The organism is Plantactinospora solaniradicis (genome assembly GCF_042658085.1).
In the GTDB taxonomy this organism is placed as follows: domain Bacteria; phylum Actinomycetota; class Actinomycetes; order Mycobacteriales; family Micromonosporaceae; genus Plantactinospora; species Plantactinospora solaniradicis.
The window spans coordinates 97,850-119,459 of the sequence record NZ_JBHSPR010000095.1 but is presented as its reverse complement, the minus strand read 5'-3'; the positions used below and the strand labels follow the sequence as shown (position 1 = coordinate 119,459).

Annotated in this window: 19 protein-coding genes; 15 read left to right on the top strand and 4 right to left on the bottom strand. The window is 70.6% G+C overall.

Annotation, left to right across the window (positions count from 1 at the left end):
• On the top strand, positions 1 to 901 hold a 901-nt coding region (locus ACFP2T_RS46410; RefSeq protein WP_377434046.1), incomplete at its 5' end, for a GNAT family N-acetyltransferase.
• Positions 902 to 962: 61 nt separating this feature from the next.
• Entirely contained in the window at positions 963 to 1,544 is a 582-nt protein-coding gene (locus ACFP2T_RS46405; protein ID WP_377434045.1) for a DUF4240 domain-containing protein, read from the top strand.
• Positions 1,545 to 1,586: 42 nt separating this feature from the next.
• Here the strand turns inward: ACFP2T_RS46405 and ACFP2T_RS46400 are convergent, their stop codons facing one another.
• Positions 1,587 to 3,086, bottom strand: a complete 1,500-nt coding sequence (locus ACFP2T_RS46400) for an FAD-binding oxidoreductase (protein ID WP_377434042.1) — start codon at positions 3,084 to 3,086, stop codon at positions 1,587 to 1,589.
• Positions 3,087 to 3,772: 686 nt separating this feature from the next.
• Between ACFP2T_RS46400 and ACFP2T_RS46395 the strand changes: the two genes are divergently transcribed.
• The 7 genes from ACFP2T_RS46395 to ACFP2T_RS46365 all read left to right on the top strand — a co-directional run bounded on the left by ACFP2T_RS46395 (position 3,773) and on the right by ACFP2T_RS46365 (position 11,538).
• Positions 3,773 to 4,891 (top strand): serine hydrolase domain-containing protein, encoded by a 1,119-nt coding sequence (locus ACFP2T_RS46395; RefSeq protein ID WP_377434039.1) that lies wholly within the window; start codon positions 3,773 to 3,775, stop codon positions 4,889 to 4,891.
• A gap of 69 nt (positions 4,892 to 4,960) precedes the next feature.
• Positions 4,961 to 5,353, top strand: a complete 393-nt coding sequence (locus tag ACFP2T_RS46390; protein WP_377434037.1) for a hypothetical protein — start codon at positions 4,961 to 4,963, stop codon at positions 5,351 to 5,353.
• Positions 5,353 to 7,854, top strand: coding sequence for a DUF4132 domain-containing protein (locus ACFP2T_RS46385; protein WP_377434035.1), 2,502 nt, complete (start codon positions 5,353 to 5,355; stop codon positions 7,852 to 7,854). Before ACFP2T_RS46390 ends, ACFP2T_RS46385 begins: the two co-directional genes overlap by 1 nt.
• Before the next feature lie 171 nt (positions 7,855 to 8,025).
• Complete coding sequence (locus tag ACFP2T_RS46380) at positions 8,026 to 8,568, top strand: hypothetical protein (RefSeq protein WP_377434032.1); 543 nt, start codon at positions 8,026 to 8,028, stop codon at positions 8,566 to 8,568.
• On the top strand, positions 8,565 to 9,665 hold the full coding sequence (locus ACFP2T_RS46375; RefSeq protein WP_377434030.1) for a peptidoglycan-binding protein: 1,101 nt from the start codon (positions 8,565 to 8,567) through the stop codon (positions 9,663 to 9,665). Before ACFP2T_RS46380 ends, ACFP2T_RS46375 begins: the two co-directional genes overlap by 4 nt.
• Positions 9,662 to 10,348, top strand: coding sequence for an ABC transporter ATP-binding protein (locus ACFP2T_RS46370; protein WP_377434027.1), 687 nt, complete (start codon positions 9,662 to 9,664; stop codon positions 10,346 to 10,348). Before ACFP2T_RS46375 ends, ACFP2T_RS46370 begins: the two co-directional genes overlap by 4 nt.
• Positions 10,345 to 11,538, top strand: coding sequence for an ABC transporter permease (locus ACFP2T_RS46365; protein WP_377434025.1), 1,194 nt, complete (start codon positions 10,345 to 10,347; stop codon positions 11,536 to 11,538). The genes ACFP2T_RS46370 and ACFP2T_RS46365 overlap by 4 nt, the downstream gene beginning before the upstream one ends.
• On the opposite strand, the gene ACFP2T_RS46360 is transcribed toward ACFP2T_RS46365, so the two are convergent.
• On the bottom strand, positions 11,507 to 12,457 hold the full coding sequence (locus tag ACFP2T_RS46360) for an EamA family transporter (RefSeq protein WP_377434022.1): 951 nt from the start codon (positions 12,455 to 12,457) through the stop codon (positions 11,507 to 11,509). The two genes, ACFP2T_RS46365 and ACFP2T_RS46360, sit on opposite strands and share 32 nt — an antisense overlap.
• Before the next feature lie 71 nt (positions 12,458 to 12,528).
• Between ACFP2T_RS46360 and ACFP2T_RS46355 the strand changes: the two genes are divergently transcribed.
• Complete coding sequence (locus tag ACFP2T_RS46355; protein WP_377434020.1) at positions 12,529 to 13,479, top strand: LysR family transcriptional regulator; 951 nt, start codon at positions 12,529 to 12,531, stop codon at positions 13,477 to 13,479.
• Here ACFP2T_RS46355 and ACFP2T_RS46350 read toward each other — a convergent pair.
• Positions 13,463 to 14,617 (bottom strand): phospholipase D-like domain-containing protein, encoded by a 1,155-nt coding sequence (locus ACFP2T_RS46350; RefSeq protein ID WP_377434017.1) that lies wholly within the window; start codon positions 14,615 to 14,617, stop codon positions 13,463 to 13,465. The two genes, ACFP2T_RS46355 and ACFP2T_RS46350, sit on opposite strands and share 17 nt — an antisense overlap.
• 103 nt (positions 14,618 to 14,720) lie before the next feature.
• Here ACFP2T_RS46350 and ACFP2T_RS46345 point away from each other — a divergent pair, with 103 nt between their 5' ends.
• Positions 14,721 to 15,410 (top strand): helix-turn-helix domain-containing protein, encoded by a 690-nt coding sequence (locus ACFP2T_RS46345; RefSeq protein WP_377434014.1) that lies wholly within the window; start codon positions 14,721 to 14,723, stop codon positions 15,408 to 15,410.
• Positions 15,411 to 15,470: 60 nt separating this feature from the next.
• On the opposite strand, the gene ACFP2T_RS46340 is transcribed toward ACFP2T_RS46345, so the two are convergent.
• Positions 15,471 to 15,875 (bottom strand): VOC family protein, encoded by a 405-nt coding sequence (locus tag ACFP2T_RS46340; RefSeq protein ID WP_377434012.1) that lies wholly within the window; start codon positions 15,873 to 15,875, stop codon positions 15,471 to 15,473.
• 260 nt (positions 15,876 to 16,135) lie between these two features.
• On the opposite strand from ACFP2T_RS46340, the gene ACFP2T_RS46335 reads away from it, so the two are divergent.
• The 4 genes from ACFP2T_RS46335 to ACFP2T_RS46320 all read left to right on the top strand — a co-directional run bounded on the left by ACFP2T_RS46335 (position 16,136) and on the right by ACFP2T_RS46320 (position 21,578).
• A complete protein-coding gene (locus ACFP2T_RS46335) occupies positions 16,136 to 16,288 on the top strand; it encodes a hypothetical protein (RefSeq protein WP_377434062.1) in 153 nt (50 codons plus the stop codon).
• A 16-nt stretch (positions 16,289 to 16,304) separates the two neighbouring features.
• Positions 16,305 to 17,780: a methyltransferase domain-containing protein gene (locus tag ACFP2T_RS46330; RefSeq protein ID WP_377434010.1), complete on the top strand. Its 1,476-nt coding sequence runs from the start codon at positions 16,305 to 16,307 to the stop codon at positions 17,778 to 17,780.
• A 28-nt stretch (positions 17,781 to 17,808) separates the two neighbouring features.
• A complete protein-coding gene (locus ACFP2T_RS46325) occupies positions 17,809 to 20,013 on the top strand; it encodes a sulfatase-like hydrolase/transferase (protein WP_377434059.1) in 2,205 nt (734 codons plus the stop codon).
• A gap of 281 nt (positions 20,014 to 20,294) precedes the next feature.
• Positions 20,295 to 21,578: a citrate synthase gene (locus ACFP2T_RS46320; protein WP_377434008.1), complete on the top strand. Its 1,284-nt coding sequence runs from the start codon at positions 20,295 to 20,297 to the stop codon at positions 21,576 to 21,578.
• Positions 21,579 to 21,610 lie beyond the last annotated feature (32 nt).

The window sequence follows — 21,610 nt, the reverse complement described above, 5'->3', positions numbered from 1 at the left end:
ACGCACGTACGTCCGCTGGCCGGGTTCCCTGACGGGGGACCCGGCCAGCGGCGTCTTCGGTCTGACCGGGAGCCGCTGGGCAACCGAGCCGTGCGCGGTGCTGAAGGTCGTGAGGGCTATGGTCATGCTGGTGATCTCTCCGGTCGATCTTGATGACCTCATGCACCAGGGATGGCCAGCTCTGGCAAGCCTCGCCATCGACGGCTGGCTTGTTCGGCTGTCCCAGGGCGTCACCCAACGGGCGAACTCCGTTCTGCCTGTCTCTTCCCCACAGGACCTGGTCGGTGCACTGGAGCGGGTGGAACTGTTGTACCGAGGCGAGGGCCTGAGGCCGATCTTCCAGATCAGTCCGGCCGCGCAGCCAGCGGAACTCGACGCGATTCTGGCAGCCAGAGGCTACGAGTTGCGCTCTCCGACATTGGTCCAGGTGGCCCGTATCGACGACGTACTACACCAACTCCCCACGTCCGACGTCTCCGTGGCGGTCGACAACGCCCCTGACGAGGAGTGGCTGGACCTGTGGTGGTCGATAGACGGCCGCGGTGACGCGGATGCCCGGGCGGTCGCACGTCGTCTCCTCGTTGCCGGCCCAGCGCTGTACGCGTCGATCCGCGACGGCGCGGGTGCCGCAGCCGTCGGCCGCCTCGCGCTCGTTGACGGGTGGGGAGGGATCTACTGCATGGCGGTGCGCGAGGATGCTCGCCGTCGCGGCTACGCGAAGGCAGTGCTGCGCGCCTTGCTCGAACGGGCGTCGAAACGTGGGATCCAAGGCATCTGGCTCCAGGTCGTCGCCGACAACCATGCCGCCCGCGCCCTCTACGAGCGTTCCGGATTCACGCGTGCCTCCAGCTACCACTACCGCACCCAGCGGTCTCCTGGGCCAGCCTTCACGGCTGGATAACCACCGACAGGAGGCCGTCGAGGGCAGCGATGTGTCGCGTCCATGTGGCACCCTGCGCGGCATGGATCTCGATACGTTCTGGCACCTCATTGAGGAAAGCGCGGCCGTGACCGTTGATCAGGATGAGCGTTCGGCGTGGCTGACCGACCGGCTCGCGCGAATGCCGGAGCCGGAGATCGAGGACTTCCAGATTCACCTCGACGTAGTAAGGCAACGCGTCGACACCTGGCACATGTGGGGAGCGGCCGATCGGATCCGCCACGGCCTCTGCTCCGACGACGGATTCTGGTACTTCCAATGCTGGTTGGTCGGTCTGGGTCGGGCGCAGTTCGAACGGGTCGCCGCGGACCCGGACGCGCTGGCCGAGGTGGCTCCGGTCCGGCAACTCGCCGGCCGGAGGCCGAGCGACTGGAGCGATGACGATTGGCCCAACTGGGAGTTGTTGGATGTCGTGGCCGACGAGGCCTACGAGCGGGTCACCGGGCGGGAGGACGCGCTCGACGATGCGCTGGAGAGTCGGGGCCACCACCTCCGTCAGTCCTCGCCCGATCCCCAGGACGAACAGTGGAACTTCCGTGACCAGGACGAGATGGCCCGGCGGTACCCGCGCCTGAGTCGCATGTTCCTGGCCTCAGGTCACTGACCGTGGTTGTCTGGGCGACACTCTCGACGACTCGACCAGATGTCAACGTGATGCGGGTGGGATGCTCTGCTCGTACTGGAAGACGTTGTGCGGGTCGTACTTCGCCTTGATCTTGCGCAGCCGGTTGAAGTTGGATCCCCAGTAGGCGGTTTCCCATTCCGCCATCCCGATGTTCGGCACGTTGACGTAGGCGCCGTCCACGTAGGGCCGCAGTGCCTGGCTGAACTCGGCGATCCAGGCCTGGGCGATCGGAGTGATGGCGTCGCCGCTGTCTGGCTCCCCACGAGTGCCCCAGCCGGCGCCGGGCTCGGAATAGAAGAGCGCGTCGCGATGCGGGAACGCCGTGCCGCCACGGGGTTCCCGCGCTTGGGCCCCGGTGCCGAAGGCCTGAGTGAAGAAGTTGCTGTCCTCCGAGGGGGCGTTCTCCATGAATGTGCGGATCAGGCTGATCGCCTGCTCCGGGAACGGCTCGCGGGTGAACTGTGAGAAGAACTTCCAGTTCGCAGGCTCGTCCTCGGTCGGTATCTGGAATGCAGCGTATGTGTCGCCCCAGCCGCCGGTCTGGACCGTGACCTGGGGGTTGCCAACCGAGAGGACCGACTCCAGCAGCTTCCTCGCCTCTGCCTCCGATCCGTCCGCGAGAACCCCGAACAGCAGGATCTGGGACTTGTGGATCTCAAGCTGGGTTCCGAGGCGGTTGTCGGCGAACGGCGCACTGCGCTGCCAGTTGTCGAAGACCCCGTGCAGGTCGTCGAGGCCCTCCCAGGTCGCCTGCAGGTAGGCGACGCTCTTCAGCGGGGTCACCTTGTAGGTGAGTGAGGTGACGATACCGAAGTTGCCGTTTCCCGCTCCGCGGAGCGCCCAGAGCAGGTCCGAGTTGTGCTTCAGGTCCGCCTTGATCGCCTTCGCGCCGTTGGTACCTGACGCGACGACAATCTCCGCACCGATCAGGTTGTCGCAGGCCATGCCGAGGTAGCGGGTCAGGAAGCCGAAGCCACCGCCGAGGGTCGCGCCGGACAGGCCAACGCTTCCCTCCGTTCCGGTCGTTACCGCAAAATTCTGCTCCCCGAGCGTGGTCACCGCCTCCAACTGATTGAGCCCGGCGCCGACTGTTGCGGTACGAGTAGCAGCGTCGATCTGGGCCGACTTCAACTCGCTGACATCGATCACGATGCCGTTGTCTACGTTCGACCAGCCCTCGAGGCTGTGGCGGCCGCTCCGTACCCGCAGCGCGACGTCGTTCTGCCGCGCCCACGTGAGGGCGTTAACCACGTCCCGGGTCTCCTGGGCGAAGACGATGACGAGTGGATAGCGCACGAAAAGCTCGTCCCAGCCGAGGCTCGCACTTGCGTACCCGGGGTCCTGGGGACGGACGATGCGGCCGGTCAGCTTCGCCGGGGCGCCGTTTGTGCTGGAGGACGGACCCAAGTCTTCCTCCGCGAAGGCCGGGGTGCCGCCGGCCATGATGCCCGGCAAGGCGACAGCCCCGGCGCCAACGGCGGCCGTCGCCTTGAGCAGATCGCGGCGAGAAAGGTCGTGCATGATCCGTATCCTCTCAATCGGGTCGCGTCAGTATTCGACCAGGGGAATTCGTATCCTCCATCTGGCGCAAGCCCACGGTAATACGGGAGACTTCTTCGCAGATCTAAAACGTTGTCCGGGAACCCGGTCGGGTGATGCTGGGGGTCTCACCGGTCTTGTGGCGCCCGTCGGACCCGTGGTGCCTGGGCGTACGCCGGCCCAGAAGGCCAGGTCGGCGGGCGTTGGGAGGCGGGACATGCGGTTGTCGTGATCATGTAGGGCCTCAGTCCGGGGCCGCAACCGCAACCACAACCAGGGCAGGACGGGCCGGCTGCCAACTGGCGTGCGGGCCACGACCAATGTGACCCGGAGCCTCATTGGAATCGGGGGCAAGGCGGATCTGTGGGTGAATGGCTTTTGGACAACGGATATCCGCGAGCGCATTTTTCGGACACCCGAGACCTGGCCTGCGTCGAGCATTCCCGTGCACGCGGGGAAATCCGGAGCATCTGACAGACCGGAGGAACCGTGGCGTTGGTCCACGACGACTCGTCGTTAGCGCTCCGGGGCGGCGATGGCGCTTCGAGCGGTCGGCCCGGAAGGGTTGACCCGTACCGGCCTTCCGGGCAGAGCCAGGGTGCTCCCCGATAGGACCGCCGCTGCCGCTCGATCAGGCTTGGGTCTTGAGAAACTGATTGGGAGGTCGGATGAGGCACGTGCTTCGAACGCTGGTGACCGCGACGACAGCGGTGGCCGTGATGGCCGCGTCGGCCGCCGCTGCCGCCGCGCCGCAGGACGCGTATCGCGCCGGGCTGCAGGGTGGGCTCGACGAGGTCGTGACCGCAGGTGCGATCGGTGCGCTGGCGCAGGTGCGTGACGCGCACGGCGTGTGGCGGGGCACCAGCGGCGTCGCCGAGGTCGGCAGGACGCGGGCGGTTCCGGTCGACGGCCGGTTCCGGGTCGGCAGCGTCACGAAGACGTTCCTCGCCACCGTCGTCCTGCAACTGGTCGACGAGGGTGAGCTACGGCTGGAGGACACGGTCGAGTCCTGGCTGCCGGGGGTCGTACCGAACGGTCACCACATCACCGTGCGGCAACTGCTCGATCACACCAGCGGGTTGCCCGACGTGATACCCACGCTGCCACTGCCGCCGGACCCCGCGTTCCTGGAGAACCGGTGGCGGACCTGGACCGCGGCGGAACTCGTCGCGCGGGCGCTGGCCAACCCGCCGGTGTTCGAAGAACCTGGTTCAGCCTTCTCCTACTCGAACACCGGCTACACCCTGCTGGGCCAGATCATCGAGAAGGCGACCGGCAAGTCGTACGCCAGGCAGATCGAGCGCCGGGTGATCCGGCCGTTGCGGTTGGACGACACCTGGCTGCCGGGGACGTCGACGCGGATTCGCGGACCGCGTCCCCACGGTTACGTGCCGATCGAGCGGCAGAACGGGGGGTGGCAGCTGGTCGACTACACGGAGATGAATCCGTCGGTGTTCGGCGCGGGTGGCGAGATGATCTCCACCACGAAGGATCTCGACCGGTTCTTCGCCGTACTGCTCGGTGGGGGCCTGCTACCGGGGCACCTGCTGGACGAGATGAAGACACCGGGTGTCGAGACCCGCAGGTACGGGCTCGGGCTGGTCTGGCGGGACACACCGTGTGGAGTCCGGGTGTACGGCAACGACGGCGATGCCCTCGCCTACCAGGCCTACTCCTTCTCCACACAGGACCGGCGCCGCCAGGTGACGGTCGCGGTGACCCCCAGATTCGAGGGTGACATCGACGCCGCCGTCTACGCCTTCGTGGACAAGGCGATCTGCGGCTGACAGCGGTGCGCGCCCCGATGGCCCCGCCGGCGCGGAATTTGTCGGACGGGCGCCCTAGACTCCGGCGCCATGGCGATGGTGAGTTTCGTCGACGAGACGACCTCGGGCGAGCGCAGTACCGCGTGGCACCTGGAGATCTTCGAGGAGCGGTTACCGCTGCGGGAGGTGATCCGCCGACGGGTCTTCCAGGAGGTCGCGGAGCACAACGCGAAGGGCGGCGACGTCTTCCGCGGTCTGGTGCAGCCGACCGACACCGAGCGGACGCGGGGTGGCTTCAAGCTCAAGCAGCCCCGCCGGGTGGACCCGGCGGAGCAGGCCACCCTGGCCCTGGAAGCCTTCTCCCGCAACGGTTACGTCGTGCTCGTCGACGACCGGCAGGTCGAGGAGCTGGACACGGTGGTGGAGCTGAGCCGCGGGACGCAGATCATCTTCCTCAAGCTCGTACCGCTGGTGGGCGGCTGATGTCGACGCCGACGCCGACGCCGCTCCGCGAACGCGCCGAGCGGATGGCGGAGCTGGCCCGACGCGGTGACCTCGAGAGCCTCGCCGACGAGGTCCTGGCGTACGCCGCCGCCGGCAACGATCACGGGCGACGGGGAGGCCGCGGGGTGACCAACGCGCTCGGGCTCGTCGCGGCCGGGCGCGGGCCCGAGCTGCTGATGGCGGTGCTGGAGCGTTGTTGCCTGGTCACCGACACCGAGCAGCGTCAGGTCGTCAACGAGCTGTTGCAGACCCTGGTCGAGCCGTACAGCACGGCCGAAACACCGGACTCGGCCGCGGTCGCGCTCGCCTTTGCCGCCCGGCACACCGCCTACTTCGGCGGTGACGAGCAGCGGCACATGGCCGAGCTTCTGCTCGAAGCCGGCCGGCCGGTCCCACTGGAGGTCGTGGCCATGATGCGCCGCACCGTCGCGCACGGCTACTGGGGCTCGGCCGGGGCGCTCAAGCCGCTCCTGGCCAGGCTCGACGTCCCGGCGCTGAACCCGGGCGAGGCGTGGGCCGACCGCGCCCTGACCGACGTCGGGTCGCTCGACCCGGACGAGGCCGCCCGGTGGCACGCGCTGTTCCGGCACGCGGCGACCGCGACGAGCGCCAAGCCGTCGCCGAAGTGGGAGACGGCCGCTCGCGGGCTGCTCGACGGGCTGACCGAGCCCGGTGACCGGCTACGGAGTTGGCTCATGCTGGTCGGCCGGCCACGCACGGTCCGGCTCAACCGCACCCAGTGGGAGCAGGACGTCAACGAGTCGTTCGACCAGTACAACGCGACACCGCTGCGGGGGCTCGTCTGGATGGCGACGTTCGTCCCCGAGCATCCGGAGACGCCACGGGTGCTCGGCGCGCTCGTGGAGACGTCCCTGCGCAAGGTCGCCGGGCTCGGCCCACGTAGTCCCAAGATCGCCAACGCCGGGGTGTACGCGTTGTCGCGTCTGCCGTCCGAGGATGCCCTCGCCCAGATCGCCCGGCTCGCCGCGCGGGTCACCTTCAAGGGCACGCTGAAGGAACTGAACGCGGCCCTCGACGCCCGGGCGGCGGCGCTGGGCCTGTCCCGGGACGAGGTCGAGGAACTCGCCGTCCCGGCGTACGGGCTGACCGAGGTGGGCCGGCGCGTCGAGCACTTCGGCAGCGCCTCGGCGACCCTGGACGCCACCTCCGGGACGGTCACGGTCACCTGGCGCAACGGCGCCGGAAAGGTCGTCAAGTCGGTACCCGCCTCGGTGCGGTCCGAGCACCCGGAGCAGCTCGCCGAGTTCAAGGCCGCCGTCAAGGACGTCGAGAAGATGCTCTCGGCCCAGGCGGAACGCCTCGATCGCCAGTTCCTCGGCCAGCGGGTCTGGGAGTTCGAGGCGTGGCGCAGCCGCTATCTCGACCACCCCCTGGTCGGTACGCTGGCTCGCCGGCTGATCTGGCTGGTCGACGACGTGCCCTGCGCGTACGGGGACGGCGCCCTGCGTACCCACGAGGACAAGGAGATCGCGGCCGGCGGGAGCGTACGGCTGTGGCACCCGATCGGCCGCGAGGTGGTCGAGGTGCTCGCGTGGCGCGCGTGGCTGGAGGCCCGGCGGGTGACCCAGCCGTTCAAGCAGGCGCACCGCGAGGTCTACCTGCTGACCGCGGCCGAGGAGAACACCCGGCTCTACTCCAACCGGTACGCCGCGCACATCCTGCGCCAGCACCAGTTCCACGCCCTGGCCGCGGCCCGGGGCTGGCGCAACAGGCTGCGGCTGATGGTCGACGACGCGTACGAGCCGGCCACCCGCGAGCTGCCGCAGTGGGGGCTGCGGGCGGAGTTCTGGATCGAGGGGATCGGCGACGACTGGGGGGCCGACACCACCGAGTCGGGGGCGTACCTGCGGATCGCCACCGACCAGGTCCGGTTCTATCCGATCAACGCGCCCGAGCACTACGCGCACGCCGGTGGCGGCGGCTACGAGCAGTGGGTGCACCAGGACGCGGAGCCGACCGAGCCGGTGCCGCTGGCCGACGTCCCGCCGCTGGTACTCAGCGAGGTACTCCGCGACGTGGACCTGTTCGTCGGCGTCGGCAGCGTCGGCAACGACCCGACGTGGCAGGACGGCGGTCCAGGCGGACGGTTCCGCGAGTACTGGGCCTCCTACAGCTTCGGCGAGCTGAGCGGCACCGCGCAGACCCGTCGGGAGATGCTCGAACGCCTCGTCCCCCGGCTGGCCATCGCGGAGCGGGCGAAGGTCGACGGCCGGTTCCTCGTGGTCCGGGGCGACCTGCGTACCTACAAGATCCATCTCGGCTCGGGCAACATCCTCATGAGCCCGAACGACCAGTACCTCTGCATCGTGCCGAAGCAGTCGACCGGCTCCCGGGCAGGCGACGTCTTCCTTCCGTTCGAGGGCGACCGGGTGCTCGCCGTCATCCTCAGCAAGGCGCTGATGCTGGCCAAGGACACCCAGATCACCGACCCCACGATCACCCAGCAGCTACGGCGCTGACCGGCACAACACCCGGTCCGGGTCGGGTGGCTACGTCGCCGCCACCAGCAGAGCCGCGCCACCATCAGACTCGGCTCGTACCTCGGCTACGCGCCGGCTCGTACCGGCCGGCGCGCAGGCTCCGCGCCCGCTCGGACGACACCGGCACCGGCAGGCGCGAGGCTCGACGGCATGACGAAAAGCATTCGACTCGGCGTCGCGACCGGCTTCGTCGCGGCGCTCACCGGGCTCGCCGGTTGCCAGGCCGAGTCCCCGGACGCCGCTCCGCCGGCGACCACGGCCGGGCTCGGCGAGGCGCGGATCACGACGATCCTCGAGGAGCACGCCCAGTGCGTCCGCGACCATGGCATCGCCGGCTTCCAGCCGCCCAGGCTGGTCGACGGCAGGATCCATGGGAAGGGTGAGGCACCGGCCGGCGTCGACGAGGAAGCGATGATGGCGGCCCTGGACGCGTGTGAATCGATCGCCAGGCAGTTGCCGGAGAGCCTGTGGCGGAAACCGGATCCGACCGCGGAGGACCTCGAAAAGCTGCGGCAGTTGGCCGCGTGCCTGCGGCAGCACGGGTTTCCGGACTGGCCCGACCCGGATTCGAGGGGCCGGTTCGCGATCAGGGGCACGCCGATGGAGCAGGCCGCGAAGGGCGACAGCGGGCGGGACGCGTTCGACGCGTGCAGCCGGTACGAGACCGGCTTCGGAATGACGGAGCCGGAGTGAGCACCCGGCGGAAGGTGCTCGGCGGCACGCTCGTGGCCGTGCTGACCGGTGGTGCGGCGGGTTCGGTGTGGCTCGCCGGGGCCGCCCGGCCCGACAGCGAGGGCTCGGCGGGGGCGGAGGTGCCGACGGAGACCGCCGAGGTGACCCGCGGCAACGTCGCGGAGCGGGTTCAGGTCAACGGCGCGTTCGGGTACGGCACCGCGTACCCGGTGGTTCACCTGGGCGAGCCCGGGGTGCTGACCGCGATGACCGCGCCGGAGATCGTCGTAGCCCGTGGCGGCAGGCTGTACGTGGTGGCCAACCAACCGGTGCGGCTGCTGTACGGCGGCACTCCGGCGTACCGGGAGTTCGCGTTCGGCATGAGCGACGGTCCCGACGTGCGGCAGTTGGAGAGGAACCTGGTCGCGTTGGGTCACGACCCCGACGACCGGCTCACGGTGGACGGACGTTTCTCCAGGGCCACCGCCGCGGCGGTCCGCCGCTGGCAGGCCGCCTGGGGACTGCCGGTCGGCCAGCGTACCGGCACGCTGCCGCTGGGCCGGGTGGTGTTCCAGCCCGGGGCGGTACGGATCAAGGAGGCGCAGGCCACGGTCGGCGCCACAGCGCGCCCGGACCAGCCGGTGGTGACGGTGACCTCGACCAAGCCGGTCGTCACCGCGCAGGTGACCCCGGAACGGCGGCGCCTGGTCAAGGTCGGCGATCCGGTGACGATCACCATGGCCGGGACGGCGCCGTTCCCCGGAACCGTCCTGGCGATCGGGCGGACGGCCACCGCCGCGGCGCAGTCGAGCGAATCGGGCGGTGCCGCCACGGCGTCCCCGTTCGAGGTGACGATCAGCGCGACCGCGCCGGCCGGGGCCGGCGACGTCGACCAGGCGCCGGTGATGGTGGCCGTCACCCGGCAGACCCACCAGAACGTGTTGACCGTGCCGATCACCGCACTGCTCGCCCGGGCCGGCGGCGGCTACCAGGTACGGCTGGAGACCGACCGGTACGTGCCGGTGGAGCCGGGTCTGTTCGACAGCACCACCGGCCGGGTCGAGGTGACCGGTGAGCTGACGCCCGCCCAGCGGGTGAAGGTTCCGGCGGCCCGATGAGCGCCGTGCTGGAACTGCGCGACGTGTGGAAGGTCTATCCGGGAAGCCCGCCGGTCGAGTCGATCCGCGGCATCGACCTCACCGTGCATGGCGGGGAGTTGACGGCGGTGGTCGGTCCCTCCGGCTCCGGCAAGTCCACGCTGCTGAACCTGGCCACCGGTTTGGACCGGCCGACCAGCGGCTCGATCCGGATCGCCGGTGAGCCGACAGCGCGCCTCTCCGACCGGCGGCTGGCCGGCCTGCGGGCGTACCGGATCGGGGTGGTGTTCCAGCAGTTCCACCTGTTGCCGCACCTCAGTGCGTTGGACAACGTCGCGACCGGCCTGCTGTACCGGGGCGTACCCGCCGGGCGGCGCCGCGTCGCCGCAGCCGAGGCGCTGGACCGGGTGGGGCTGACCCACCGGGCACATCAGCGGGCCCGCACGCTCTCCGGCGGCGAACAACAACGGGTCGCCATCGCACGGGCGCTGATCGGCCAGCCGCCGATCGTCTTCGCCGACGAACCCACCGGCAACCTCGACTCGGCCAACGGCGCCGAGGTCCTCCTGCTGCTCCATCGGTTGAACGCCGACGGCACCACGATCGTGGTCATCACGCACAGCGACGAGGTCGCGGAAGCCGCCCGCCGCCGGATCACCCTCCGCGACGGGCTCGTCGCGCACGACACCGGGAGCACCTCATGATCATGCTGCCTCGCCTGCGCATCACCGACCTGCTGCCGGTGGCCACCGTCGGGCTGCGCACCCGGCCGGCTCGCGCCGCCCTTTCGGTGCTCGGCGTCGGCATCGGCATCGCCGCACTCGTGGCGGTGCTCGGCGTCACCCGGTCCAGCCAGTCCGATCTGCTCGCCCGGATCGACCGGCTCGGCACCAATCTGCTGACCGTGGCCAACGGCCAGGACCCGGGAGGGGAGGAACGACCGCTGCCGCAGACCGCGGCCGGCGGTGTCAGTCTCACCACCGGCGTCCTGGCCAGCGCGCCGACCGCCGAACTGCCCGGGGTGACCGTCCGCCGCACCGACCGGGTGCCGTCGGCCCAGTCCGGCGGCCTGGCGGTGCGCGCCGCCGACGCGTCGCTGCTGCCGGTCCTGGACGGGCACCTCACCCACGGCAGCTTCTTCTCCGAGGCGACCGGCCGCTACCCGGTCACCGTCCTCGGGCACACCGCCGCCCACCGGCTCGGCGTCGACGACCTCTCCGGCGACCCCCGCGTCTTCATCGAGGGATACTGGTACACCGTCCTCGGCATTCTCGCCCCGCTCGACTTCGCGCCCGAGGTGGATCGGTCCGCGCTCATCGGGTTCGCCGCCGCCGTCCAGGACTTCAGCCACGACGGCACCGCCAGCCGGATCTACGTCCGCGCGCAGCAGGACCGTACCGCCGAGGTCGCCAGCATGCTCGCCCGCGCGGCGAACCCGGAGCGGCCGGACGAGGTCGGCGTCAGCCGGCCGTCCGACGCGCTCACCGCCCGGCTCGCCGTCGCCGACTCCGGGACCGCGCTCTTTCTCGGGCTCGGCGCGGTGGCCCTGCTCGTCGGCGGCGTCGGCATCGCCAACATGATGGTCATCGCCGTCCTGGAACGGCGCACCGAGATCGGGCTCCGGCGCGCGCTGGGCGCGGGTCGCCGCCACGTGGCCGCCCAGTTCCTCATCGAATCGCTGCTCCTCGGCGCCGCCGGAGGCATCACCGGCGTCCTGCTCGGCGCCGCCGCCACCCACGCGCTGGCCGCCCAACGAGGCTGGCAACCACTGATACCGCCGTCGGCGGCCGGCCTCGCGCTCGCCGCCGCGTGTCTGGTCGGCGCGGCCGCCGGCCTCTATCCCGCCCAGCGCGCCGCCCGGCTCACCCCGACCGACGCTCTGCGTATCGGGTAGTCCCGAAGGGGACCTGGTGGTCGCTGCCGGCCGGATCGGGCGTCGGCGCCGAGGCAGCGCCCCGGCGCCCCGGGGCACGTACCACCAGGGCCAGCCCGACAAGCACGATCACGCCGGCCGCGATCTCGGTGCGCGTGATCGGCTCGTCCAGCAGCAGTCCGGCGGCGGCGAGCCCGAAGATGGGTACCAGCAGGCTGAACGGGGCGACCCGGGCCACCGAGTAGATGCCGATGAGCCGGTTCCAGATGCCCCAGCCGACCAGTGTGGAGAGGTAGCCGACATAGCCGACCGCCAGCACGGCGGTCCAGGACATTCCGGTGATGGTGTCGAGGACCGCCCGGGGGCCGTCCACGACGCCGGCCAGGCCGAGCAGCGGGATCGGCGGTACCAGGCTCGACCAGACCAGCAGCGACAGCGGCCGGGTCTCCCCGCTGGCCCGGACCACCACGTTCGCCACCGCCCAACTGCCGGCGGCGGCGAGGGTGAGCGCGAAGCCGATCGCGGTGGCGTGCCCGCCCGCACCGAAGGCCAGCAGGGCGATCCCGGCCGATCCGGTGAGCACCCCGGCGAGTTGGGTGGTGCTCGGCCGCTCGCCGAGGACGGCGGTGGCCAGCATTACCGAGACCAGCGCCTGGGTCTGCAACACCAGCGAGGCGAGCCCGGGCGGCATGCCGGCGTCGATGGCGACGAACAGGACGCCGAACTTGAACACGCCGAGGATCAGCCCGTAGCCGAGCACGTACCGGAGCCGGGCCGTCGGGCGGGGGACCAGGAAGACCAGCGGCAGCGCGGCGGCGACGAACCGGAGCGCGGTCAGCACCAGCGGCGACAGGTCCCGGAGGCCGACCTCGATGACGACGAAGTTGACTCCCCAGAGGGCGGCGACGAGGACGGCCTGCATCCGGTGCGGAAATCTCATGCGGTAACCGTGTCAACCTGTTGGTTTAAGGTCCAGTTCAAGGTTCTTAAGTACTCGTGTAGATTCGCTACATGGATCTGGACGTCCGACGATTACGGGTTCTGCACGAGGTGGCCCTGCGCGGCGGGGTGACCGCCGCCGCGGCGGCCCTGCACGTGACCCCGTCGGCGGTCTCCCAGCAGCTCGGCCAGCTCGCCCGGGAGGCCGGCTACCCGTTGGTCGAACGCTCCGGCCGGGGCGTGGTGCTCACCACCGCCGGGCAGGTCCTCGCCGCGCACGCGGAACGCATCCTCGGCGCCGTCGAGCAGGCGGTGACCGGACTGGCCGTGGCACACCGACAGGTCGCCGGGACCGTCCGGGTCGGTGCCTTCCCGTCCGCCGCCGGCGCACTGGTGGTCCCGGCGGCGGCCCGGGCGATGGCGGCCAACCGGGGGCTCGACGTCCGGGTGGTCGAGGCCGAGGACGAGCAGAGCCGGCTGGACCTGCGGTCCGCCACGCTCGACATCGTCGTGCTCCAGGAGTACGACCACGTGCCCGGCACCACCATCGCCGAACTGGACCGGCATCCGATCGCCACCGACCCGATGCACCTGATCACCCCGGTCGGCTGGGGGCGTGACTCGGGGCGGCTCGCCGACCTCGCCGACGTGCCCTGGGTGGCCAGCGCCGCGCACACCCCGTGCGGACGGTCGACGCTGCGCGCCTGCCACCTGGCCGGCTTCGAGCCCGACATCCGGCACCGGGCGATCGACTTCGCCCTCACCCTGGACATGGTGGCGGCCGGGCTCGGTGCCGCCCTGGTGCCCGGGATGGCGCTGCGCAACGTACCGCCCGGCGTGCGCGTGCGGCCGCTGGCGAAACCGGTGACCGGTCGACGGATCTTCGCGGTCACCCGTCCCCGGGGCGCCGGGCCGACCCATCCGGCGATCGCCGCCGTGCTGGCCGAGTTGGCCGGTACGGACCCTGACCCCGACCAGACGTCCCGGCGAGATCCCGTGGAACTGCTCAGCGTCGACCGCTGAACCGCTGGCCGGCGATCTCGATCCGCTCGATCTCGGCCCGGAAGAAACCGGTGATCTCGGCACACCGACCGAGGTTGGTCGGTCCGCCCTCCCGGCGGGGCAGATCGGGGTACGGGCTGCCGATCACGAAGATGTTCTCGTCGTTGTACTGGTTGGCCGGTGCCGTGTAGTTGAACGAGCCCGCGATCACCACCGCCTCGTCGACCACCATCAGCTTGTGGTGCAGCTTGCCGAAGGCGGGGGAGCGGACCGGGGCGTACAGGGAGATGTTGAAGCGGTCGAGTTCGTGCGTCGCCGCCCACTTCTGGACGCCCTGCCCGGGGTCCACGGCTCCGGTCACGGTACGCCCGGCGGCGGCCAGCGCGATCATCGCGTCGTCGATGCCGGACGATCCGGAGAAGGTGAAGATGGCGAAGTCGACCCGGGCGGTCGCCTTCAACATCTGCTTCATGATTTCCAGCTCCGGGGTGTGGTCCGGCGCGAACAGCACCTTCACCGGCACACCTCCGACGCTGTACGCGTTCGGCACCCGGCCGTGCTCGCCCCGTCCGAACCGGCCCTGCCGGATCCGGCCGAACTCGTCGGCGTACTCCTTGCAGATCCGGGCGTCGTGGAAGACCACGACGTGGTTCAGGTTGCGGTGACAGTCGGTGACGGTGAAGTTCGCCGACCCGGACAGCACCGCCGCCCGGGCCCCGGCCCGCTGGCGGTAGTCGCGGACCGCGAACTTCTGGTGGAAGATCGCCGGATTGTAGTCGGCCTTCACGTCGACGTTGCAGCGGAGCAGGGCGGCCACGATCCGCCGGTTGGGCTCCAGGCTGCGGGTGCCGGGCTCGGGCTCCCACTGGACCCGGTGCCGCGCATCCGCCTCCGGTTCGCCCGCACGGGTGGTCACCCGGGGCAGCTTCGCGGTCCGCAGGTAGTCCTGCTCCAGCACCATCCGCACGTCCACGCCCCGGAACCGGGCATCCAGGATGGCCTGGGCGATCGGCTCGGAGTCGAGTTCCTGTACGGCGATGTCCAGGCTTTCCCGGGCGCCGCCGATGAAGTCGACCACGACCTGTTCGAGATCGTCGGCCGCACCGAGTTCCCGGGGGCCGACGAACGCCTCGATCTTGTTGCCGGCGAAGCTCGCCATGCCGGACAGATTCGCACCTCGGGCCCTGCCCGGGTGTCAGCTTGGCTACAAACCCGACCCGCGCCCGGGCAGCCGTGCCCGTTCGGCTGGCAGGCTGGTAGCCGTGTATCGGGAGCGGATGTCCGGGCTGGCCGGCGCCACGGTCTGGACGGTCACCCGGGCGGCCGGCGCGGGGCCGGGACGGGTGCTGCCGGACGGCTGCATGGATCTGATCTGGTCCAGCCGGCGCGGCCTGCTGGTGGCCGGCCCGGACACCGTGGCCCAGTTGGCGGCCGGTCCGGACGGGGAGCGGTACGTGGGGCTGCGGTTCCCGCCGGGGACCGGGCCGGCGGTGTTCGGCCTGCCGGCGTACGAGCTGCGGGACCGGCGGGTTCCGCTGGCGGACCTCTGGCCCGGTGCGGTGGTGACCGAGCTGACCGAGCGGATGGCGTCGCACGACCGGCCGGGCCGGCTGCTGGAGTCGGTGGCGTCCGACCGGCTCGCGGCCACCGGCGGCCCTGATCCGCTCGCCGCGAACGTGGTCGCCGGGTTCGTCGCCGGCCGGGACGTCGCCGACGCCGCGGACGCGCTCGGCCTCGGCACCCGGCAACTGCACCGGCGCAGCCTGGCGCTGTTCGGCTACGGGCCGAAGACGTTGGCCCGGATCCTGCGGATGCGCCGGGCGCTGGCGCTCGCCCGGGCCGGTACGCCGGCCGCCGAGGTCGCCGTCCGGACCGGGTACGCCGACCAGGCGCACCTGTCCCGTGAGGTCAAGAGCCTGGCCGGCGTACCGCTTCGCGGTCTGGTCGGCTGACCGAGGCAGCGGGCGCCCGCTCGGGTCGACCGGGCCGCTCGGGTCGGCGAGCCGCTCGGGTCAACCGGGCTGCTCGCCCAGCGAAGCGAAGAGGTCCACGCCGTTGCCGTCCGGATCGAGCACTGCCGCGTACCGCTGGCCCCAGAACGCGTCCCACGGCTTGAGATGTCCGTCGTACCCGGCCTCGATCAGCGCCGCGTACGTGGCGTCCACCTCCGCCGGGTCGGCGCAGCGGAACGCGAGGCTGGTTCGGCCAGGTCCGGTGACGTGGCTGTAGGTCGGGTCGAACGACTGGACGGTCGCGATCGTGTCCCAGAGCAGGCGGAGGCCGCCGGGCAGCTCGAACTCCACATGCGGCTCCGCGTCCGCCTCGGCCGGGATCTCGAGTCCGAGCCGCCGGTAGAAGGCGAGCGAGCGGGCCATGTCGGCGACGACCATGCCGAGGGCGTCTAATCTCGGTGTCATTCGCCCAGCGTAGGTAGCGGGCGCGGTGGGCGTCTTGAAGGAATCGGACCTGTCCGGCCGGCGTCGTAGGTGCCCATGCGGTTGGCCGATCATCGGCGTACGGTGTACTTAACGGCAGCTGAACCTCCGCTTTCCGTCGATTGACGGGCTGACTACGGAGTAGTGGCGTGTCGTGTGGCGTACGGTCCGGCGGTCGGTGTGTGCGGCTGGACACGGCGCTCTTTTTTCGGGCGCGGGGGCAGAGAGAAGGGAGGTGGCCGGTGATTAGGGACCTGGCCTACCTGGATGCGGGATCTGGCAGCCTGATCGTGCAGGCGGTGGTCGGTGGCGTGGCGGGTGTCGCGGTGGCGGCGAAACTCTACTGGCGCCGACTGACGAGCCGCTTCCGTAAGCAGCCCTCCGAGCAGGACTGAGGGCGGTCCACAACCGATGGTTCCACCGTCTTGCGTTCCGGCAACGTCCACCACCCCCGAAACCGAACTCCGGGCCGATCCCGGCTCCTTCCGCGACCCGGCCAACCGCATCCTCTACGCCGACGGGCAGGTACTACGCGGGCTCGGCCCACAGGCCGCCGAGGACTGGCAGGCGCTCATCGGGACCGAGTTCTTCCCCCGGCTGATCGCCGAGGGCAAGATCTGCGGCACCGAGGCCCTGGACCCACAGACGGTCCCGGCGAGCCAGACCGGACAGTGGAGCACCGTGCTCCGGCACGAGCGCATCCCGTTCGTGTCGTACCCGTACGAGTGGTCCTTCGCGATGTTGCGTGACGCCGCGCTGCTGCACCTGGAGATCCTCCGTACGGCCGTACCAGCCGGCTTCACCACCAAGGACGGTTCGGCGTACAACCTCCAGTGGCGGGGTGCCGAGCCGGTCTTCATCGACATCGGCTCGTTCGAACCGGCCCGGGACGGCGAGCCCTGGGCCGGCTATCGGCAGTTCTGCCAGACGATGCTCTATCCGTTGCTGATGCAGGCGCACCTCGGGCTGGACTTCCAGCCCTGGCTGCGGTCCCAGATCGACGGCCTGGAGGCGGGACAGCTGCGCAAGCTGTTCGGTGGGACCCGACGCTTCCGGGCCGGGGTACTCAAGCACGTCCACCTGCACGACGCGATGCAGAACCGGTACGCCGGGTCCAGCACCGGCGCGGTGCGTGAGCAGCTCCGGGACGCCGGCTTCTCCCGCGAGTTGGTGTCGGCCACTCTCCGGGCGATCGACAAGCTGGTCCGCCGGCTGGACTGGCAGCCTCCGCAGAGCCACTGGTCGGGTTACCGGGAGACCTGCACCTACTCGGACGCCGACCGGGAGCAGAAGGAACGGTTCGTCGCCACGGCGCTCACCGAGGCGGGGCGGCCGGGACTGGTGCTGGACCTCGGGGCCAACGACGGCACGTACTCGCGGCTCGCCGCCCGGCATGCCGACTACGTGGTGGCGGTGGAGAGCGACCCGGCCGTGGTCGACCAGCTCTACCGCCGGCTGTCGGCGGATGGTGAGCGTCGGATCCTGCCGTTGGTGATGGATCTGGCGGATCCGTCGCCGGGTGGCGGCTGGCGCGGTGTGGAACGCGCCTCCTTCGCCGCCCGGGCCGACGCGGACGGGGTGCTCGCGCTGGCGGTCGTGCACCACCTCGCCATCGGGCGCAACGTTCCGTTGCCGGAGATCCTCGACTGGCTGGTCGGGCTGATGCCGACGGCCGGCACCGACGGTCGGCTCGTGGTCGAGTTCGTGCATCCCGACGATCCGATGGCGGTACGCCTGCTGGCGAACAAGCCGGCCGGACTCTTCCCCGACTACCACCGCGAGGAGTTCGAGCGGCTCCTGGCGCAGCGGTGCACGATCGTGCGGCGGACCGAGCTGCCGTCGGGCACCCGCACCCTCTACGTCGGGACGCCGCGTGGCCGAGGTTGAACCCGGCACCGCCGTGACCGACGGCGCCGTGCCGACCGACGGCGCGACGACGGATCCGGACGGCGGGAAAACGGAACCGGACGGTGCGACGACGGAGCCCGGCGGATCGTCGTCCGACGGTCGGGCGTCGGAGCCTGGCGGATCGTCGTCCGACGGCCGGAGGACGCCGTATGCCGTGCCGTCCTCCGGCCGGGCGGAGTTACGGGCGCTGGTGGAGGTCGTGGCGCTGTGCGGCCTGGTCATCACCCAACCGCTGCTCGACATCACCGGGAAGAGTCCCGACTTCTTCCTCTTCCACGGCGCCGGCAGGGCCGACATCCTGCTGCTGGTCGCGATCTACACCCTGGTACCGCCGCTGGTGCTGTGGAGCGTCGGGGCGTTGATCGGGCTGCTGGTCCGTCGGGTCGCGGGTGTGGTGCCCGGTCGGGCGGTGCGGACGGTGCTGCACACGGTGACCCTGGGGCTGCTGCTCGCCGCGTTGGCGATCCAGGTCGGCAAGCAGGTCTCGGGCGTACGTGGGCTGCCGCTGGTGCTGATCGCGGTGGCGGTCGGTGCCGCCGGGGCGTACGTGTACCGGCGCTGGCAGGTGACCGGTCAGGTGCTCCGGGTCGCCGCGGTCGGGCCGTTGGTCTTCGTTCTGCTCTTCGTCTTCGCCTCGCCGGCCTCGGCGGTCGTGCTGCCGGGCCAGGGGTCCGCGGCCGGGAAGGGCGGTGCCGGCGGCGCGAAGGCGCATCCGCCGGTGGTGATGTTGATCCTGGACGAGTTTCCACTGGTATCGCTGCTCGACGCGAACGGTGCGATCGACGCCCGCCGGTACCCGAACTTCGCCAGGTTGGCAGGGGAGTCGACCTGGTACCGGAACGCGACCGGGGTGAGCGGCTACACCCCGTACGCGCTGCCGGCGATGTTGACGGGGCGGTACCCGGCGGAGAAACAGGCGCCGCACCACTCGCGGTACCCGGACAACCTGTTCACCGCCTTCGGCGGCCCGTACGAGATCCAGGCGCAGGAGAGCATCACCCAGCTCTGCCCGCCGAGCGAGTGTCCGGACCGGGACAGCTCGGCCCGGGGTGGCCTGCCGACGCTGTTGCGGGAGAGCGCCACCCTGCTGGAACAGATCGTTTCGCCGACCGAGGTCGGACAACGTGACCCGGAGGATTCGTACCGGGAGGTCACCCGGCGGGAGGCCGGCGCGGACGGTGAGCCGGCCGCCCCGACCGACCCGCAGTTCCGGTGGGGCGCGCTGGACGAGAACCAGCCGGCCCGGTTCGTCGACTTCCTCGACACGCTCCGCCCCGCCGAGCGGCCGACGCTGCACTTCCTGCACCTGTTGCTGCCGCACTCGCCGTGGAACTACCTGCCGTCCGGAATCCGGTACGAGTCCCCGGACGGGATGCCCAACGACGGTCGGGGTTGGGTCGAACTGGCCCACCGGCGACACCTGCTCCAACTGGAGTACACCGACCGGCTGCTCGGCGAGACGCTCCGCCGGCTGGACAGCACCGGCCTGTACGACGACGCCCTCGTGGTGCTCACCGCTGACCACGGGGTCAGTTTCACGCCGGGGTCGCAGGGCCGTGGCCTCGACGCGGTGACCCGGGCGCCCGGCGAGGTGCTGTGGGTTCCGATGTTCGTCAAGCGGCCGGGGCAGCGGGCCGGTGCGGTCGACGACCGGAACTGGGAGCACGTCGACCTGCTGCCGACCGTGGCCGACCTCGCCGGTGTCGAGGTGCCGTGGCGCACCGACGGCGTCTCGGCGCTGCGGACCACCCGGGAACCGGGCGACAAGCACTACCACGACCAGCCGGGAAATCCCCAGATGGTGCCCGGTGGCATCTTCGCCGACGTGGTCAGCGGCCGGGCGCGACCGGTCCTGCCGCCGCAGCCCCTGCCGGAGCTGATCGGTCGAACCGTTGCCGACCTGTCGATCGGTCCGCCGGCCGGATCCGTGACGGTCCGGAACCGGACCGATTTCGAGCAGATCGAGCAGGCGGGCGGACGGCTGCCGGCGTTGGTCTACGGCACGGTGCCGGACGCGGTACGCAACGGCACCCTGCTGGCGGTCGCGGTCAACGGCCGGATCGGCGCGGTCGCCCCGGTGGTCTCCCCGGACCCGGGCGGGCAGCGGTTCGCCGCCCTGCTTCCGGACGAGTCGCTGTTCACGCCGGGCCGGAACACGCTGCAGGTGTTCCAGGTCGCCGAGGGGTCCGTGCTGCGTCCGCTGCGCGACTGACGCTGCGCGACTGACGTCGACCGGGCGGTCTGCCGGGACCGTCCGGCCGGGTCCCGGCGGTGTCCTGTCGCCCCGTCCGCCGACGCCCGTTGCTTACGTCCGTTCGTGGGAAAGACCTGGTTTCGGCGCCGGGACTAGCAGGTTGCGGCGGAGTCGCAAACCTGTGACCAGCGTGATGCATCACTCACCGGGCGACCACCCCGAGTGCTCCGCTACCCTGCACGATTACCGTAAAAGTGAAGGCAATTCAGCGTAGATTTCGCCGGCGAAGCGAGGATCACATGACGGATGTCAAACTCGACCACCCGGGCGGGCAGCTGTCGATACCGGTCAAGCCCGCGGTCGATGGCCCGTCCGGCATCGCAGCGGGCAATCTGTTGAAGGAGACGGGTTTCGTCACCTACGACCCCGGTTTCGTCAACACGGCCGCCTGCTCCTCCGAGATCACCTACATCGACGGTGACGCGGGCATCCTGCGTTACCGTGGCTACCCCATCGAGCAGTTGGCGGCGAACTCCTCCTTCCTCGAGGTTTCCTACCTGCTGATCTACGGCGAGCTGCCGACCGCGCAGCAACTCGCCGAGTTCGACGAGTGGATCCGCCGGCACTCCCTGCTGCACGAGGAGATGCGCCGGTTCTTCGACGGCTTCCCGCGCGACGCGCACCCGATGGCGGTGCTCTCCTCCGCGGTGAGTGCGATCTCGACCTTCTACCAGGACAGCCTCGACCCGTTCGACCGGGAGCACGTGGAGATCTCCACGGTCCGGTTGATGGCCAAGGTGCCGACGATCGCCTCGTACGCCTACAAGAAGTCGATCGGGCAGGCGATGCTCTACCCGGACAACTCGCTCGGCTATGTGGATAACTTCCTCCGGATGACCTTCGGGGTTCCCGCCGAGCCGTACGAGGTCGACCCGGTGGTGGCCCGCGTCCTGGACATGCTCTTCGTCCTGCACGCCGACCACGAGCAGAACTGCTCCACGTCCACCGTGCGGTTGGTCGGTTCGAGCCAGGCCAACCTGTTCGCCTCGGTCTCGGCCGGGGTGAACGCGCTGTTCGGCCCGCTGCACGGCGGTGCCAACCAGGCGGTGCTGGAGATGCTGGACGAGATCCGGGTCAGCGGCGGTGACGTGCCGGGCTTCGTCCGGCGGGTGAAGAACAAGGAGCCGGGCGTCAAGCTGATGGGCTTCGGACACCGGGTCTACAAGAACTACGACCCCCGGGCCGCCATCGTGAAGAAGGCCGCCCAGGACGTCCTCGCCCGGATGAACAAGCCGGACCCGCTGCTGGACCTCGCGATGCAGTTGGAGGAGATCGCCCTCGCCGACGACTACTTCGTGTCCCGTCGGCTCTACCCGAACGTCGACTTCTACACCGGGCTGATCTACAAGGCCATGGGGTTCCCGACCAAGATGTTCACCGTGCTGTTCGCGCTCGGCCGGTTGCCCGGCTGGATCGCCCAGTGGCGCGAGATGATCTCCGACCCGGAGACGAAGATCGGTCGCCCTCGGCAGGTCTACACCGGCGCGGCCGAGCGGGACTACGTACCGGTCGAAAAGCGCTGATCCGGGTCCCTCGGGACCCGGTCGTCCGGCGG